Raw genomic sequence first — 15,806 nt, 5'->3', positions numbered from 1 at the left:
CCCTTACCGCCAAAGGCGAACATTCCAAGAAGCAATTGTCAGATGGGGTAACTCTGCTTCAATATGATCGCCCAAAGATGGTCATTTATGTCTCGTAAATCATCGAGCACCTGCTCAGTCTTTGCGATCGTACCGGCGTTAACCGCTTGTGATTTTCCGTACTGGATTTGTGTGGCCCGATCTTGAATGCGCATCAAAATTGCCTGCGCGCTACCGTCGTCAGCGTTGAATGAATAGATGCAGTGATTGAACTTGTTGCGCAGCGCCAGAGCCTGTGAAAGGCGCTTGGTCAGCGCCAGAATTTCTTTCCGTAAACTGTCCGATTCCCGCTCCAACTTGACCAGCCGCTCAACAAGATTGATCCGCGCCCTTGTGGTGTTCAGCGTTAGAAAAACCAAAGTCGCGGTATCGATATCTGTGCGCGCCAATCCCGCGATGACATGTATCAAGACGCTTTCTGTGTTGGTCCATACATAGTTCAAACGTCCAAGGAGCGAGAGAAGTTCTTCAAACTCTTGTCCACCGGGTGCGCGTGGATCGTGTTGCATCACATGTCTGGGTTGCTTGGACATCGACCTACTTGGCCGCACGATAAACGTGATAATGTGCGGCAGCCTCCGTTCTGTTGGACACATTCAGCTTGGTGATGATGTGATGGAGATGGAGTTTGACTGTATTCTCCGAAAGACCCAGATCGGCCGCAATAATCTTGTTTTGATGACCAAGTGCAACAAGGTCCAGGATCTCCAGTTCTCTCGGTGTTAAGATTCTGATGGCTGCCGGACAGTCTGGTTTTGTGGCTGCGGTTTTGGTGGCCGGAGAGTCTCCCTCAAACTGCTTGCTCAGAAGACCGCTTACCAAGTCGGGCGGTATGTGGCGACCACCTTTCAGCAAGAGTCCAATGGTTGCGAGCCATGCATCAATGCAGATGTCCATCGGGAGAAAGCTGTCAACGGCCCGTTCTTTCAAAAACACATGCAAACACTCCGTTGAAACCGATGCTCCACTATAGGCCAATGCGATTTGTGCTCGACCAAATTTGGTTTTGGCATCGTGGCAATCTTCGACCAATTCGCAGCAGCAATTCTCATCGATCAAAACGAGTTCCGGTGCTTCATCCACATCGTCCAGTGTTTCTCTGACGGTCCTGAATTCAGAAATCTGCAGATTTGGATACTCCTCCGCGAGCAGCCGTTTGGGCAGACTTGGAAATGCTCCACCAAATCCTATGATTACAAGCCTGCTGGAGTAGGTTGCAGTTCTGCCATTTCCAATGTCAGACATCGGATATCCCTCCTCACCGCATCGCAACCAGTGCTTTGCGAAAACCCCTTCTAGTCATTCGGTTGATTGTTGGACCTAGCTTAGTCGGCCTCACGACCCAGGGTAAATATATCAGAAGATTTAGTTTTTTCGTATCGGTGGCATTTCTCACACTGCCAATACACGCGCCAAAATCCAGCACGACGTTTCATATAACGCCCCGACATGAGGCATCTTCTTCACGTCATTTGGATTGTGGTTCCTGCCTCAATCAAAGGCGTACCAACACCCGTCTATATCCGATCTAGAGCAGATCTAGCTCATGTCAGAGCAGGTTAGCCCGATGGGTTTAACCGAAATTGTTGGCTGTCAATCGAGCGGTTTTTCAACGCAAAATTAGTCATCCGCCACACGCGGATTTCCAAATCAGGGGCAACACGATGACCGCAACTACCAAGTGTAGCTGCATAGTGACGTGCATCCTGATTTCGCTCAAGGGATGGGAGGAAAGCCAACGAAAACAGAAACTTGCATCTGCTCATTTTGTGATGAGCAGGAATTCGAATGAGCTGCAACGCAGCTTCAAATCAACCCGCGGCAGAGTGCCATTCAGCAGAAGAATGATGGCGACGCCGCCTTCATAAAGGATGAAATCAATGTCTGGTAAGAAAAACCTATGGGGCCTTTGGGGAGGTAAACAACACCAAGGGCAAGACCAACATCAAGGCCAGGGCCAACATCAAGGCCAGGGTCAACACCAAGGCCAGGACCAAAGCCAATCGAGTGACAACCTGAACCTCAACGGGAACGGCAACCTCAACCTGAACGGCAACGGAAACGGCAACTACAACGGCAACCACAACACCAATTCCAGTGATGCAACTGGTGCAGGTGTGGGTGCCGGGCTTGGTGCCGGCCTGGGCGCAGGCGTGGGTGTGGCAGACGCCGCCAGCCACGCCAAGGCCAACGGAATGGGTACCGGTACCGCTACCAGCAAGGCCACAAACCACTCCACAAACACTTCGAAAACTGACGTGAAGAACAATTCGAAGACGGATGTGGACGTGGATGTGAAGGTCGGAATCAAAGGGCTCGACAACCCCGATGACAACGACTTCGTCGATCTGGACCATGCCTCGATCACTGACTCGATTATCAACCGCGACGGTAAGGTTGATTTCGATCCCGGCAATGACGTTTCGTTCAAGGACATTTTGAACAATTCGCTCAATGGTGCGGGCAATGACACCGGCATGGCGCTTAGCCAGCAAGCCAACCTTGTTGACAATGACACGCTGAAAAATCCCAGCGTTCAGAACAACAACAACTGGCAGCAAAATGGTAACGCCAACGGCGGAACGGCAACCTCTGACGACGGCATCGATGCCGGCGGCAATGGTGGTTCTTCGCGCGATTACGCCAAAGCTAGCGGTGGCGACGGTGATGATGGCGGCGACGCGTACTCTCTTGCGATGGCCAAAGGTGCTTACGGCGGACACGCTAACAGCGGCCTGAACCATGCTGGCGACGGTGCTGGCGGAACCGGAACTGGTCTGGGCGTCGGCGGTATCGGCCTCGGTGCTGGCGAAGGCGCAGCAGGCGGCACAACAGGCGCAGGCGGCACGGCAAGCGGCGGCCATGGTGGCCAAGGCGGCCAGGGCGGCCAAGGCGCGTCCGGCGGATCAGGCGGCCAAGGCGGAACTGGCGGCGCATCTGGCGCTGGTGGCGCTGGCGGTGATGCCATTCCTGGCGAAGATGGCGGAGGCATCATTGATGCGATCGGTGATGCAATCGGCGACATCTTCGGCGGCGGCGACTCCCTGCCCGGCACTGGTGGCCCCGGTGGCGCATCCGGTAACGGTGGCGCAGGTGGTGCTGGTGGAGCCGGTGGTTCCGGTGGTGCCGGCGGTGCAGGCGGTCCCGGTGGAACCGGCGGCGCGGCAACAGGCGGAACTGGTGGAGCATCCACTGGCGGCGACGGCGGCGGCATCGGCTTCGGTCACGGCCTCGGCCTCGGCGCAGGTTATGGTGAAGGCGGCACAGGCGGAAAAGCCGATTCCGGCAACGCCATGGGCGGCCAAGCATCCGGCGGAAAAGCCTATGCCAAGGCAATCGGCGGTGACGGTGGAGCAGGCGGTGCCGGTGGCACAGCTTCTACCGGCGGTGTCGGTGCAGCCGGTGACGGCGGCATGTGGGGTTCCAACAATGGCGATGATGGTTTCACCACTGCCATTTCGGAAGCTCAGGCAAGTGCCGTCATCGATACGGACGCCTTCAACATGGACGTTGTGATGGGTGCCAACATTCTCGGCAACACGGTCGATATGAATGTGGTTGGTGGCAACTACATCTCAACGATCACCGGCGAGGACGACGCCGCGTAGAACAACACCAAGGCAGCAGGCCGGATGTCAAAATCCGGCCTGCTGCTCCCATTTTACAAAAATGAAGGTTCGACAAAACAACGGATTTGAAAGCGAAACGTGCAGGGGCAGTTAGTCAAAGGTTGGTTCCAGACCAGCCATTCTACGGAGGCTCGCATCAATGGATCATATCACAGAGACCATCGCGCATTTCATCGGGGTTTTTTCAATCCAACTCGAACGCGCCAGAATGCGCGAGGAATACGACGAATTTCCCCTCTGGAAGCCTCCTCTGCCCGACGCGGCTCCCATCACGCAAGTCACAGTAACGGTTCTGGCGGATTACGATCTTCGCGGCATGAAGCCCAACGTCGATTACGAGTATGAATGGCCAGAATACCCTTACTTTTCCGAAGATCAATTCAAGCTGTCTCCCATTTTTTCCCCGTCGCCTGCACCGCTGTCTGACGCTGCGGCGCTCACGCCGGCGCCCTATCCGTTTGGCGACGTCTTCGTTGGCCGGCCTTCTGCGGTAGGTGGACCCTACGATTTGGACCCAGCCGGATCGGTTGCCATCGTGATTGGCCAGAACACCGCTCTGCTTGACCGGGACGTTCTCTCCAACGCGCCTGTGGATTTTGACCCCATCTCCTACGACAGCTTCGAACACCAGCTGGATTTCCTCACCAGCCAAGCCAACACACTGGTTCCCTTGTCTGTGGACGACAATCTGGCGAACGAAGATGCCATCATGCAGAAAATCGAGCATGCCGCAGAGGCGTTGAAGGCGCTTCACGCTGAAGGCGAGGCGGAGCCGCCGGAGACCAGTGAAGGGGCGCTTCACTTGGGCGGGGCGGCAAAAGGTTTTCATTCCAACGGGCAGGCTGGCGATGCATTGACCAGTTTCAATCTGGCAATCGAGCATCACCAGCCGGAGGACGCTGCGGAAACAAATCCCCCTGCCACCGACCCGGCCACTCAACCACAGCTCAACGGAAGTTCCGCAGGGGCTTCGCAAGAGGGCGGTTACACGGCCTCAGCCGGCAAGAACGAGATGTCCAATCAGGCCGTGTTACAGGATGCGTGGACTGACGCTCCCGTCATGGCCGTTATGGGAAACTACACGTCGCTCCAAATCGTCATGCAGACCAATGTCTGGCAAAACAACGACTACGGAGCCTTCACCCACGCGGTTGAAGATCTTGCAATGAACACTGCCGGTATCACGGTGGCGTCAGCACCGATCCCAGCCATGACCGGCGAAACGTCAGGCACGCCAGACTTCCCCGAGAACTGGGGCATCGCTCGACTGGAGACCAATCTGGTCAGCTTCAACTGGCTGGAACAGTTCAACACTGTCTACGACGAAGACATCATCTCATGGGAGCACCAAGGGTCTGAGCTGATGCTGCAGATGGGTGACAACCTTTCCACCAACCTCGTGTCGTTGTTCGAGTTGGGATTGCAATACGATTTGATCATCGTTTCGGGCAGCGTCTTCGCTGCCAACATCATCGACCAGCGAAACATCCTGCTGGACGATGATCGTTTGGCGGGGGATGACGGATCCTCGATCCTGTCTTCCGGGAATGTGCTCTGGAACGGAGCGCAAATTCACACAATCGGTCAGACCAGTTTCGAGGCGCTGCCTTCTGCCTATCTGGAAGCCGCCAGCAATCTGCAGGATGGTGGAAGCGATCTCACAAAGAGCATTTTCAGAGACGACCACTTTGCCGGAAACGATTTCCTGAGCGTTCTCTATATCGAGGGCGACTTAATCGATCTCAATTACATCCGACAAACCAATGTGCTGAGCGATGCCGACCAGATTCAATTCGCTGGTGGGCTCACGGATGGAGACAGCGGTTTTGAGGCTGGAGGCAATCTTCTCGCGAACCTCGCTACCATCATCGACTACGGGACAGACACCACCGCCTATGTGGGTGGTGAGATCTATTCGGATGCTCTGTTGCATCAGGCCAATTTTGTAGAAACCGAAGCCCCTCTCGCACCCATCGGCTCAAGTCAGCTTGCTTCGGAGGCTGTCTTGTTTTTGGCTGACGACATGATCGGCATGACGTCTGAAGAAGACGAAAACTTCATCTGCGCGACCGCATCAGCCGAGACAAACACCGTCGACGTCATGCAGTCCGTCACAGGGTAACGGGTATGAAAAGAAAAAAGCAGAAGTCCCCCAAGGACACGCAGCCGACAAACGAAAAGCTCAAAGAGGCGGAGGATGGCATCAGCGAGTCTTTTGCCAAAGTGGATAACGCGGTTGAAAACCTCAAGAATGCCGAAGAAAAAGAGGATGATGGCGATAAGCCATACTTGAAGACGATTGACGGTGATCGCGAACCGGTTGGCCCCGATCCCGCCTCCAAGAAGATTGCAGGTGTTTCAGGCTTTCACGAGCGTTTGGGGCCAATCGACTTCACAAAAGCCCTGACCGCCGCCAAACGCGCGGTTCGACGCAACATCATGATTGTGATGGTGTTCACCTTCGCGACCAACCTGCTGGTTTTGGCGATACCGATCTATCTGTTCCAGATTTCCGACCGGGTGTTGACGAGCCGCTCCGTCGATACGCTCATCATGCTGACGATCATCATTGCAGCGGCGGTGATCCTGCAGGCGCTTTTTGATGCCATCCGGCGGTTCATTCTCATGCGCACCGCTGTTGAAGTGGCCGCACAGCTTGGATCACCCATCCTGAGCGCCGCTGCGCGGGCATCGCTGCACGGTTCCGGCCGCGAGTATCAGACGCTGGGCGATTTGCAGCAATTGCGATCATTTTTGGTATCGGGAACGCTGATGTCGTTTCTCGATGGACCGTTTGCGCCCATTTTCATGCTGGCGATCTTTCTGATCCACCCCCATCTGGGTTTCATCGTCTGTGCCACCGCCCTTGCCCTCTTGATCGTTGCGTTGATCAACCAGAAGGCAACGTCCAAACCGTTTGCCGACGCCAACAAGCATCAGTCTAAGGCCAACGTTCACTTGGATTCGATGTCGCGCAATTCGCAGATCATCAATGCGCTGGCGATGATCCCCGAAGCCGTGCGCATTTGGGGACGTGACACGGCAAGTTCGCTGACCTCTCAAGTTATCGCTCAAGACCGCAACATCTGGTTTGCCGCCCTGTCAAAAGGCATCCGTTTGCTGACGCAGGTGGGAATGCTCGGTTGGGGCGCGTTTCTTGCCATTAATGGGGAATTGACGGGCGGCATGGTGATTGCCGCCTCCATCATTGCAGGTCGGGCGCTCGCTCCCATCGAAGGGGCGATTGAAGGCTGGAACCAGTTTCTTCTGTCACGCTCGGCTTATGGCCGGATCGCGTCGCTGCTCAAGGCGTCGCCTTTGAACTTTGATCGGTTGAAGCTGCCCGATCCAAAGGGACGGCTTGATGTCGAACGGCTGCTTTATGTGCCCGCAGGCACCAAGCGGGTGGTGCTGAACGGTCTTTCCTTCCGGCTCGATCCGGGGGAGTCCATCGGCATTATCGGCAATTCCGGCGCCGGTAAAACAACCTTGGGCAAAATGCTTGTCGGGTCGATTCTCCCGACCTCTGGCAATGTCCGGCTTGACCTCATGGACCTACGCAACTGGGACCAGCGTCAATTTGGAGAGAACATCGGTTATGTGCCTCAGGATGTGCAACTCTTTCCTGGTTCAATTAAAGACAACATCGCGCGTATGCGCAGCGACGCCACTGATGAACAGATTTTCAAAGCGGCGGTTCTAGCAGACGTTCACGACATGATCGCGGGCTTTGCTGAAGGATATGAAACCGTGGTGACGGCTGATGGCAGTCCTCTCTCAGGCGGGCAAAAACAGCGCATCGCACTAGCACGAGCGTTCTTCGGTAATCCCCGTTTGCTGGTTCTCGATGAGCCCAATTCCAACCTCGACACATCAGGCGACAATGCACTCGCTCGGGCGCTCGATCATGCGCGCAAGCACCGCATTACGACCGTCACAATCACGCAGAAGCCCTCGCTTCTAGCCCATGTGGGCAAGATCATGGTCCTGCATGAAGGGGTCGTCACGATGTTCGGAGAACGCAATGAGGTGCTTCAGGCGCTTGCGGAGCGCCAGCAGGCAGGAATGCAGACCGTTTGAAGCTTTTTGAAACCTGATGGAGACGGCTATGGCTGGAAAACAAGAATTGGCACACGAGGAATGGTTTGCGGAAGTGCCCCGCTCCATCGTCAAGCACTCGTTGTTGGGTTTCGCCCTTCTGTGCTCCTGTGTCGGTGGTTTCAGCGCGTGGGCGTTCACCGCGCCGCTTGCCGCAGCCGTGATCGCTCAGGGGAGCTTCGTTGCGACCGGGCAAAACAAGATCGTCCAGCATTTGGAAGGCGGCATCATCAAGGAAATTCTCATCAGCGAGGGGGATCATGTTCTGGTCGGTCAACCAATTATCCAGCTTGACGAAACCGCAGCAGCAGCCAGAGAGCGTGAACTATCTTTGCGGCGCGCGCGGCTGGAAGCAACCAATGCAAAGTTGATGGCTGAGGAGCAGGGTAAAGACCGTATTGAATGGCCGCCTTACATTTTGGAGCGCATGGCCGACCCCGAAGTGGCCTCCATTCTGCGAAGCCAAAAACTGTCTTTTGAATCCACCCGCCGCAAGATCAAATCCGATGTGACCATGCTCGGCTCCAACATTGAAGCGCTGCGTTTTCGCGCCCACGGATACCAACAACAACACACATCCATGAACCGGCAACGGGAATTGCTGTTGGAAGAATACAAAGGTAAAAAAACACTTTTTGACAAAGGTCTGATCCGGAAACCGGAAATTCACAAAATCGAACGCGCGATTGCCGACGCCGCGGGACAAATCGCACGGCTTCAAGCCGAGGTTGACGAAACCAACGCGCAATCGGATCGCTTCATCGAACAGATTGCCCAAACGAAATCCACCTATCGGCAAGCGGCAATCGACGAAATGCAAACAATCCAGGGCGAGCTGGATGCGGTGCGTGAACAATGGCGTTCCGCCGCCAATATGCTAGAACGGGCGACAATCAACGCGCCGGTGTCTGGCACCGTCGTTCGGCTTCATTATCACACGCCGGGAGGGGTGATTGAATCCGGCAAGGCAATCGCCGAGATTATTCCAACAGACGTGCCGCTTATCATTGAAGTGCAGGTTCCAAGATCGGACATTGACAGTGTGCGCAATGGTCAGATGGCCACCGTTCGGCTCACCGCTCTGAACCAGCGCACGACGCCCGTTTTAGAGGGGTGGGTAGATTATGTGTCAGCCGACGCATTGCCCGATGGCATCAAGGCATCGGAAGCCGAAGTCTACGTTGCTCGTGTCAGCTTGTCGGCCAAGGAACTCTCCCGGGTTCCCGGTTTCAAACCGACACCAGGCATGCCTGCCGAAATCATGATCCAGACAGCACAACGAACCTTTTTTGACTATCTATCCCGTCCAATTCGAGACTCGATGATCCGCGCGTTTCGTGAACAGTGAGCCAAAGACCTAAATGACCTCTCGCTTTGCGGACAACGTCTTTCCTGGTTTTGACGCAAGGAGATCATAATATGCAGAGTTGGATTAACGACGACTTCAAACATGACGGGTTGCGTCAATTGTTGAACGCATTTGGCCGTAAGCGGACGTTCGGCATCAGGCCGCCCAAATGCAGTTAACGCGGCCTTATGCATCAAAGGTAACAAGCTTTGGAACGGGGCTTAGGCCGTGATCGCTCGATCAGCGCTAGGCGTAGTGAGCCTGCTACAAAGTGCCTATAGGAAAATTATCCCCGCCGTAGACTTGACACATAGAATCGTTAAAAGACTTGACAGGGAGACAATTGTGACTCGCGCCCGTTGGGAGGACGCCTGCGCACAATTCAATGGTGATATGACCGCAACGCCGCAACAAATTGCAAACTATTTTCTTGACCGAGCGGACCAGGAAGGCATCACGATTACGCAAATGAAGCTAGTTAAGCTAGTTTACATCGCTTACGGATGGTACATAGCGTTGACTGGCAAAAAGTTGTTTGATGAAAAAATAATTGCGTTAGATCATGGCCCCGTAATCAGTTCGTTGCTTAACGAATTTAGACGTTTTGGCCGAGAGCCAATTACCGAGAGGGCAACTCAAGAGGATCTATTTACCGAAGAAGTCATTGAACCTCGTATTTCTCTTGAAGATAGCGAGCTTCAGTTCATTCTGAGCAAAGTTTGGGGTGGTTATAAGAGATTTAGTGCTTCAGCCTTGAGAAACAAAACACACGAAACCGACTCGCCTTGGGCGGAAGTCTATAGCCCAAAGAAGCGAGGCGCAGCATTGAATGACGAAACCATCGCCTCGCACTACAAAGAGCGCATCTCCAGATACCTCGACGCAGCACAAGAATAAACTTTCCGATTTAGAGCGTCTAAAGGAAACTGGAGATGATGATCTCGGGCGAGGAATTGCCCAAACCGAAGGCTTTTCAACTGGGGATGAAGATAACCACAAAAGAAAAGTTCGTTCTGATAATCGAACGACAACAAGCAAAATCCGCAGATGGTTTCTTTGGTTTGCTTTTGGCTTAACCTGCCTTGTAAGCCTTTTACTAACCTTAGGTTTCCTTTATCTGATAGCTATCTGGGTAGGTTCTTTCATTGATAATCCTACAAAGTTGGAGAGCGTTATTTTCAACGTGATTTGGGGCCTTTTGGTAGTGCTAGCAACACTGTTTTTGGAGCAAGCGTTTAGGCATAGAGATGACTAAATCCTAATTTCTCGCTCTCCAATCGCCTCCAGACACTGAAACAGAAACGCCGCACTGAATTTGCCGCGCGATAGCTTGTTGGCGATGTTAATTTCTTTCTCCTCAACACCAATATCGGCAAGCTTTTCAACAAGCTGACCGTAAGTGACGCCCTTGCGCTTCAATTCAGCTTTGAGGGTATTGGAGACCTTTGATTCCCATTCTGTTTGCGTTGGCATATATCGCTCCTGTTAAAATACTAACGTAAATGTTATATATCCTATTGCAAACGTTATGTCACCATACTATACTCGTTAGGAAGATAACGAGGATATTAGTTTCATGGCACAGCATTTCAGACTTTCAGCAGCTTCCCGCACCTTGTCTCTGAAAGAGATTTACAAGGGCGGTGAGGAAAAGGCGAAAGCCATGTTCCGCAAGCTGCGTTGGCCTGAGACAGACGGTCAGCCCGTATGCCCAAAGTGCGACTGTGAGCGTTCATATGACGTGCCAAGCCGTAACCGCTTCAAGTGTGCCGCCTGCCATCACCAATACAGCATCACTTCCGGCACGATCTTTGCCAGCCGCAAGATGGACTTCACCGATTTGCTGGCCGCTATCACGCTTGTTGTAAACGGCGCTAAGGGCATTTCCAGCGTCCAGCTTTCCCGTGATCTGGACTGCCAATACAAGACCGCCTTCGTGCTGGCTCACAAGCTGCGCGAAGCAATGGCTATGGACGTTCATACAGGCGAAGAACTGGACGGTGTTGTGGAAATCGATGGTCAATATCACGGCGGCCACGTTCGCCCTCACAACTGGAAAGAGGACCGGGTTGATCGTCGCCTCGCCAAAAACCAGACAGGCAAGCGCCGCGTTGTGGTGGCCCTGCGTGAGCGTTTCGGGCGCACATTGCCATTTGTCACCATGAACGAAAGCGAAGGCGTGGCACTGGCAATCGACAATGTATCGCGTAACGCAACCATGGCCGCTGACGAAGCCTCACACTGGGATTTGCTGCATGATGGTTGGGAAGTTGACCGCGTGAACCACAGCCGCGTTTATAGCGACCACGGCAAGCATACGAACATGGTGGAATCGTTCTTCTCGCGTCTGCGTCGCATGGTTGAAGGCCAACATCACCACGTTGGCCCACAGTATCTATATCAGTATGCAAACCAAGCTGCATGGCTTGAAGATCACCGCTTTGAAAGCAACGGGAAACTTGCAGCCCGTGCAGTTGGTAATGCCATGAAATCAGCTGTTAGCCGGAATTGGAAAGGCTATTGGCAACGAAAGGCTGCGTAATTTGGGGATAATCAGCATCAGCAGTTGTCTGTAGGCCCGATAGATTCAATCGTTTGAGTTTGATGGCTGATTCGCTGTCAAAAACGCGAAAGCCAGCGTGGGTTAGACGCTGGCTTCCTAAACCAACCTTGCGGCTGGAGTTTGTTATAACAAGGACACATAGTCTGATTTGGTGACATTTTGTCAACACCGTTATCCACAGCTTCAGCCGCATCGCATAAAGAAAGTTTAATGTGATGCAAGCACACTTAGAACTAATCCCTCACAAAGCGGAGGGTGCAATAATCTATCAACGGCCAGAAGACGGTTATATTAATGCCACGGCAATGTGCCAAGCCGCAGATAAGCGTTGGAACGATTATTCAATTCTGGCAGCTACACGATCATTCCTAGCAGCCCTTGAAACCGAAACCGGAATTCCGGTTTCGGGGCTTGTCGTGTCACAAAGGGGTGGGGACCTTAGGTTCCAAGGCACCTGGGTTCACCCGCAGGTCGCAATCAATTTGGCGCAATGGCTTTCTGGCGAGTTCGCAGTGAAGGTCAGCCAATGGGTTTATGACTGGATGAATGGCAAGGCACCGAAGTCTGCCAATGGTGACCTTCCATATCATTTACGACGATACGTCGCGAACCAGCAAAACCTTCCAGTTGGGCATTTCTCCATTTTGACAGAATTGACACAGGCGCTAATCGCCCCATTGACACAGGCGCTAATCGCCCCATTGACACAGGCGCTAATCGCCCCAATGGAGATTTGGGGATACACTTTACCTGAATCAATGATGCCCGACATATCAGATGGCCGCATGTTCTGTGCTTGGCTGCGGAAGAAGGGCGTAGATACAGATGCCCTTCCTAAATACACTCACGTTTTTGAAGATGGTCGCCGAGTAAAGGCGAAAGCGTATCCTGAAAGCCTTTTGGCTGAATGGCGACAACATTTCCGAGAGGTTTGGTTGCCAACCAAGGCCGTAGAATACTTTGGGTCACGCGACCGCAAGGCGTTGGAGTATCTCCCGAAACTACTTCCAACAAAAGCTGCGTAGTCATTTATCAGGCGGCTTAGGTCGCCCGTTTCCACAACGCCCCATTCGGCCCAAAATCCGACACAACCCTATCCGTATTCTTAAGCCGCTGGAGCGCATGGCGAACCCGCTTGATAATCTCCAGCCTTAACTCGCCATCGGCTTCCCAGCCCTTTGTCTGAATGATTTGGTCCGCAATTGCCCGATCATCGGCGGGGATTTCTTTCAAGCGCCCCATAATCATTAGCTTCAACTCATTCCGAACAAACATCGTCTTGTATTTGCCACGTGGCTCTATTCCGTGTGGGTCGCCCTTATAACCGCATATGGCTAGTGCGCGGTCCAATGCGTCCAGATCTGATTTGATTGCGTCAGCGGCCTTTACAGCGGCTTTGTGCTGGCCTGCTATCTCACCGCGCTTGCGGATAAGGCCGGAGACTAGGTGGGTATCAGTGCTTTTTGTCATTCACCGATTTTATCGCAATCGGGATTCTCATGCAGTCGGAAACTTGTTACCTTTGCTACCTAAGACCGAGTTAACGGACGTTCCGAGTGAACGACAGTAGGTCAGGAAAGCAATGCCTGAGGCGGAATGCCTATCAACGAACGACAAAAGGAACGTGCAAGGCGAGGGCGGCCTCCGCCAGCTCAAGGGGTTAAAGTTGTGAACGTATCTCGCTGCATTAAGCAGGAGCTGATGCAGCGAGCATTGGTCGTTGCTAACCCGTCAGCTTTCGGCGCTCTGTTTCGCTAATTCCGAAATGGCCGAAGTCGCTGCGGCTTCCTCATCCGGCTTCAGCCAACCGACATAACGGACGATCAAGCCGAGGCCGAAAGGAGCATGAAGGCCGACGTCGAAGCTGAAGCCGTCTGACGTTACGTGTTCGCGGGTATGGCTTATAGGAAGCAGCTTGCCGGGGAGCGGCACACCGAAACACCATCCTCGTTCGACATGCCAATTCACGCCCGACGCTTCTGCCTCAAGCCTCAGTTCGAACTCCAGCGGGCCGAAGCGCTCCCGAATGTGGCCAGCGCGTTGCGAGGGTCTTAGTTGCGACATGAAACGCTGACGCCCGAAAAAGCGTTCCCATCGCTCGCGCGGGGCACCGGGAAGACCGTGTCTCGTTTTCTTGACGCGAACGGATACACTCTCCGATGCGTTTGGAAATCCGAAGACCGTCCGCACGATACGAGCGACAAAAGAACGCCCTGTCTCGACCCGCGCGATACCCGAAAAGCTCTCCATCTCATGCACGTCGTGCAACTGACGAACCTCGGCGGGCAACGCATGCCAGTTTGACCCTATGGCCGAACGGAACAGCGAAGGAAATGGCCGTCGGTATCGTGTTGTTTTGACCGCCAGATCTCCCAAGGCATCCTCGATCTCCTCCAAAGTGGCCTCGGCCAGACAGGGGCGGGCGCCGGGCGCAATGTCCTTCTGCTCGTTGGCAATGCGACGCGCGAGGGTGCGGCAGACTATCCCCGGCATGAAGGGGCCTTCGCCCGCTTCCGCAACAAGACACCATTCGGAGAGTTCGACCTCTTGCCCTCCGGCCTTCCGCCCCACAACGGCGACTCGCATGCCTCCTCGGTCGGTGCCGAATGGCTCTAGGAGGGTGGCGAGCTGCCTTAGCCAACCAGCGCGTCGTGTCGTGACGGCAAAAGGGAAGCGGCGACGGACCATCGCGAGAATTTGCATTCCCCTGTCCAGTGGCCAGATCTCCATTCCCGCGCGGAACGTTACGGAACGGGCACCGAATTCCGCAGGAAAGAGCGCAAGATCGGGCACCTCGATCATGCGACCAACGCGCTTTAGGTCAGGTGCTAATCGGATAGCGGCCGGCTCTCCCCAAACGGGTGTTGGCCGCCAAACGCCGCCGCGCCATACGCGTATCGATCTGCCCAATTGGCTCACGATTCCGGCAATAACGGATGTACCCCGTGGCGCACGGTTTCCCGGGAGGATGGCCGTCTCAATCGAGACAACCTCGGACATGTCTTCCACTAACGTGCTCGCTACGATCGAGGACAGACCCGGCACGCTCGACGCCCCCGACAGGACGCGTCGGCCCAAACGTTGAGCTTCCTCGTCGAGCGCAACGATGCCCTGAGTATACGTGGCGTCGTCTGACAGATCGACATAATCGGCACCGTGGTGCAGGCAGGCGCGCGGGACCGCATAAGGATCGGGCCGGTCGGTATAGGTCCCGAACGGACCAACCGCATCGATGACAAGTTGCGGATTTGGTTCGAAGATCGGGGACAGATCGCCGTCAATATCCACTTCCAGTGGTCTGGCCAGTGATCCCAGACGCCGCACCTCGGCGTCCACCGCCGATCGACGCCGTCCGGCGATCCAGACCTCCATGCCGTCACGGACCAGAAGTGTCGCGATCCTTGATCCAAAAACCCCGTAACCGCCGAGAACCACAACGCGCATACATTTACTCCATCAACCGTGCGCGAAGGCGCGGATCGGGTAATTCGCACATCTGCGTGCGCCCGAACATGCGGTAGCGGTTGCGAGCAAGACGGACATAAAGCCAGTCCTGTACAGCCCGCGGGACAATACGCAACGACTGGAGGAGCCAGCCCACCCCACCGACCCTACGTCCAGCGCGGATCATTCCATCCATCGAGGTATATGCGTATCCATCTTCGAGATAGAGCCAGCTTTCGGGGTCGTCAGGATCGAGGTCAAAGTGCATCAAGAGGGAACGACCCAATAATGTTTGCGCCCGACAGATACGAAACTCCTCGCGCTGGTCGAACCGCGCGATAAGCCGTGCTCCAAAGCTGCACAGAGCACATTCACCATCCATCACTGTGATCGGACCGCTGTCGTCGAAGGCCGGCACATCCGGATCGGTGCGGTAACTGTAACGCGCTTTGTTCGGAAAGATGTTCATTGGTAGGAACCCCCTAGAGAAAAGTCTATCACGCAATGGCGGGACGTTGATGAGACCCTTTGCCACTCTGGCCGAAACCGGACGTTCGGTTTCGCATTGCGAAGCGCGATAAAGCGGATGGTGTGGATGGCTCCTCCACCGCGGCGTCTAATTCGCCATAGTGCAGTTTTCATCACTGTTATGAAGGAGCCACCTCATGCAGATTATCACGATTGG

14 protein-coding genes are annotated in these 15,806 nt (G+C 54.4%); 8 read left to right on the top strand and 6 right to left on the bottom strand.

Features of this window, described 5'->3' with window-relative positions; translation table 11 throughout:
* Positions 1-38: 38 nt before the first annotated feature.
* Complete coding sequence (locus tag ACFQ14_RS08920) at positions 39-548, bottom strand: hypothetical protein (protein WP_377212389.1); 510 nt, start codon at positions 546-548, stop codon at positions 39-41.
* A gap of 28 nt (positions 549-576) precedes the next feature.
* Complete coding sequence (locus ACFQ14_RS08915; RefSeq protein ID WP_377212388.1) at positions 577-1,284, bottom strand: response regulator transcription factor; 708 nt, start codon at positions 1,282-1,284, stop codon at positions 577-579.
* 635 nt (positions 1,285-1,919) lie between these two features.
* On the opposite strand from ACFQ14_RS08915, the gene ACFQ14_RS08910 reads away from it, so the two are divergent.
* The 6 genes from ACFQ14_RS08910 (at position 1,920) to ACFQ14_RS08885 (ending at position 10,369) form a co-directional block, all read left to right on the top strand.
* Positions 1,920-3,647, top strand: coding sequence for a hypothetical protein (locus ACFQ14_RS08910; protein ID WP_377212387.1), 1,728 nt, complete (start codon positions 1,920-1,922; stop codon positions 3,645-3,647).
* Between the two features lie 160 nt (positions 3,648-3,807).
* Complete coding sequence (locus ACFQ14_RS08905; protein WP_377212386.1) at positions 3,808-5,790, top strand: hypothetical protein; 1,983 nt, start codon at positions 3,808-3,810, stop codon at positions 5,788-5,790.
* A 5-nt stretch (positions 5,791-5,795) separates the two neighbouring features.
* The gene (locus ACFQ14_RS08900; RefSeq protein ID WP_377212385.1) at positions 5,796-7,748 is read left to right on the top strand and encodes a type I secretion system permease/ATPase; all 1,953 of its coding nucleotides are present in this window, start codon (positions 5,796-5,798) and stop codon (positions 7,746-7,748) included.
* Positions 7,749-7,776: 28 nt separating this feature from the next.
* Positions 7,777-9,114, top strand: coding sequence for an HlyD family type I secretion periplasmic adaptor subunit (locus ACFQ14_RS08895; RefSeq protein WP_377212384.1), 1,338 nt, complete (start codon positions 7,777-7,779; stop codon positions 9,112-9,114).
* A 345-nt stretch (positions 9,115-9,459) separates the two neighbouring features.
* Positions 9,460-10,011: a Panacea domain-containing protein gene (locus ACFQ14_RS08890; RefSeq protein ID WP_377212383.1), complete on the top strand. Its 552-nt coding sequence runs from the start codon at positions 9,460-9,462 to the stop codon at positions 10,009-10,011.
* The gene (locus tag ACFQ14_RS08885) at positions 9,944-10,369 is read left to right on the top strand and encodes a hypothetical protein (protein ID WP_377212961.1); all 426 of its coding nucleotides are present in this window, start codon (positions 9,944-9,946) and stop codon (positions 10,367-10,369) included. The genes ACFQ14_RS08890 and ACFQ14_RS08885 overlap by 68 nt, the downstream gene beginning before the upstream one ends.
* On the opposite strand, the gene ACFQ14_RS08880 is transcribed toward ACFQ14_RS08885, so the two are convergent.
* On the bottom strand, positions 10,366-10,587 hold the full coding sequence (locus tag ACFQ14_RS08880) for a DUF6471 domain-containing protein (RefSeq protein ID WP_377212382.1): 222 nt from the start codon (positions 10,585-10,587) through the stop codon (positions 10,366-10,368). The two genes, ACFQ14_RS08885 and ACFQ14_RS08880, sit on opposite strands and share 4 nt — an antisense overlap.
* Before the next feature lie 103 nt (positions 10,588-10,690).
* Between ACFQ14_RS08880 and ACFQ14_RS08875 the strand changes: the two genes are divergently transcribed.
* Together ACFQ14_RS08875 and ACFQ14_RS08870 are read left to right on the top strand one after the other, a co-directional pair.
* The gene (locus ACFQ14_RS08875; protein WP_377212381.1) at positions 10,691-11,656 is read left to right on the top strand and encodes an IS1595 family transposase; all 966 of its coding nucleotides are present in this window, start codon (positions 10,691-10,693) and stop codon (positions 11,654-11,656) included.
* Between the two features lie 236 nt (positions 11,657-11,892).
* Positions 11,893-12,702 carry a KilA-N domain-containing protein gene (locus tag ACFQ14_RS08870; RefSeq protein WP_377212380.1) on the top strand — a complete coding sequence of 270 codons (810 nt, stop codon included), beginning with the start codon at positions 11,893-11,895 and terminating at the stop codon, positions 12,700-12,702.
* A gap of 16 nt (positions 12,703-12,718) precedes the next feature.
* Here the strand turns inward: ACFQ14_RS08870 and ACFQ14_RS08865 are convergent, their stop codons facing one another.
* The 3 genes from ACFQ14_RS08865 to ACFQ14_RS08855 all read right to left on the bottom strand — a co-directional run bounded on the left by ACFQ14_RS08865 (position 12,719) and on the right by ACFQ14_RS08855 (position 15,590).
* Positions 12,719-13,147, bottom strand: a complete 429-nt coding sequence (locus tag ACFQ14_RS08865; protein ID WP_377212379.1) for a hypothetical protein — start codon at positions 13,145-13,147, stop codon at positions 12,719-12,721.
* 261 nt (positions 13,148-13,408) lie between these two features.
* Positions 13,409-15,121, bottom strand: a complete 1,713-nt coding sequence (locus ACFQ14_RS08860) for a DUF4166 domain-containing protein (RefSeq protein ID WP_377212378.1) — start codon at positions 15,119-15,121, stop codon at positions 13,409-13,411.
* Positions 15,122-15,125: 4 nt separating this feature from the next.
* Positions 15,126-15,590, bottom strand: a complete 465-nt coding sequence (locus ACFQ14_RS08855) for a thiol-disulfide oxidoreductase DCC family protein (RefSeq protein WP_377212377.1) — start codon at positions 15,588-15,590, stop codon at positions 15,126-15,128.
* Between the last annotated feature and the right edge of the window lie 216 nt (positions 15,591-15,806).

It is taken from the genome of Pseudahrensia aquimaris (assembly GCF_042676045.1).
GTDB lineage: Bacteria > Pseudomonadota > Alphaproteobacteria > Rhizobiales > Rhizobiaceae > Pseudahrensia > Pseudahrensia aquimaris.
The sequence above is the reverse complement of the archived record's forward strand: the minus strand, read 5'-3'. Positions and strand labels throughout refer to the sequence as shown.

Excerpts from the sequence above, each read along its gene's own strand:
- ACFQ14_RS08920 (WP_377212389.1), bottom strand. The coding sequence starts at position 548 with ATGCAACACGATCCACGCGCACCCGGTGGACAAGAGTTTGAAGAACTT.
- ACFQ14_RS08915 (WP_377212388.1), bottom strand. The coding sequence starts at position 1,284 with ATGTCTGACATTGGAAATGGCAGAACTGCAACCTACTCCAGCAGGCTT.
- ACFQ14_RS08910 (WP_377212387.1), top strand. The coding sequence starts at position 1,920 with ATGTCTGGTAAGAAAAACCTATGGGGCCTTTGGGGAGGTAAACAACAC.
- ACFQ14_RS08905 (WP_377212386.1), top strand. The coding sequence starts at position 3,808 with ATGGATCATATCACAGAGACCATCGCGCATTTCATCGGGGTTTTTTCA.
- ACFQ14_RS08900 (WP_377212385.1), top strand. The coding sequence starts at position 5,796 with ATGAAAAGAAAAAAGCAGAAGTCCCCCAAGGACACGCAGCCGACAAAC.
- ACFQ14_RS08895 (WP_377212384.1), top strand. The coding sequence starts at position 7,777 with ATGGCTGGAAAACAAGAATTGGCACACGAGGAATGGTTTGCGGAAGTG.
- ACFQ14_RS08885 (WP_377212961.1), top strand. The coding sequence starts at position 9,944 with ATGACGAAACCATCGCCTCGCACTACAAAGAGCGCATCTCCAGATACC.
- ACFQ14_RS08880 (WP_377212382.1), bottom strand. The coding sequence starts at position 10,587 with ATGCCAACGCAAACAGAATGGGAATCAAAGGTCTCCAATACCCTCAAA.
- ACFQ14_RS08875 (WP_377212381.1), top strand. The coding sequence starts at position 10,691 with ATGGCACAGCATTTCAGACTTTCAGCAGCTTCCCGCACCTTGTCTCTG.
- ACFQ14_RS08870 (WP_377212380.1), top strand. The coding sequence starts at position 11,893 with ATGCAAGCACACTTAGAACTAATCCCTCACAAAGCGGAGGGTGCAATA.
- ACFQ14_RS08865 (WP_377212379.1), bottom strand. The coding sequence starts at position 13,147 with ATGACAAAAAGCACTGATACCCACCTAGTCTCCGGCCTTATCCGCAAG.
- ACFQ14_RS08860 (WP_377212378.1), bottom strand. The coding sequence starts at position 15,121 with ATGCGCGTTGTGGTTCTCGGCGGTTACGGGGTTTTTGGATCAAGGATC.
- ACFQ14_RS08855 (WP_377212377.1), bottom strand. The coding sequence starts at position 15,590 with ATGAACATCTTTCCGAACAAAGCGCGTTACAGTTACCGCACCGATCCG.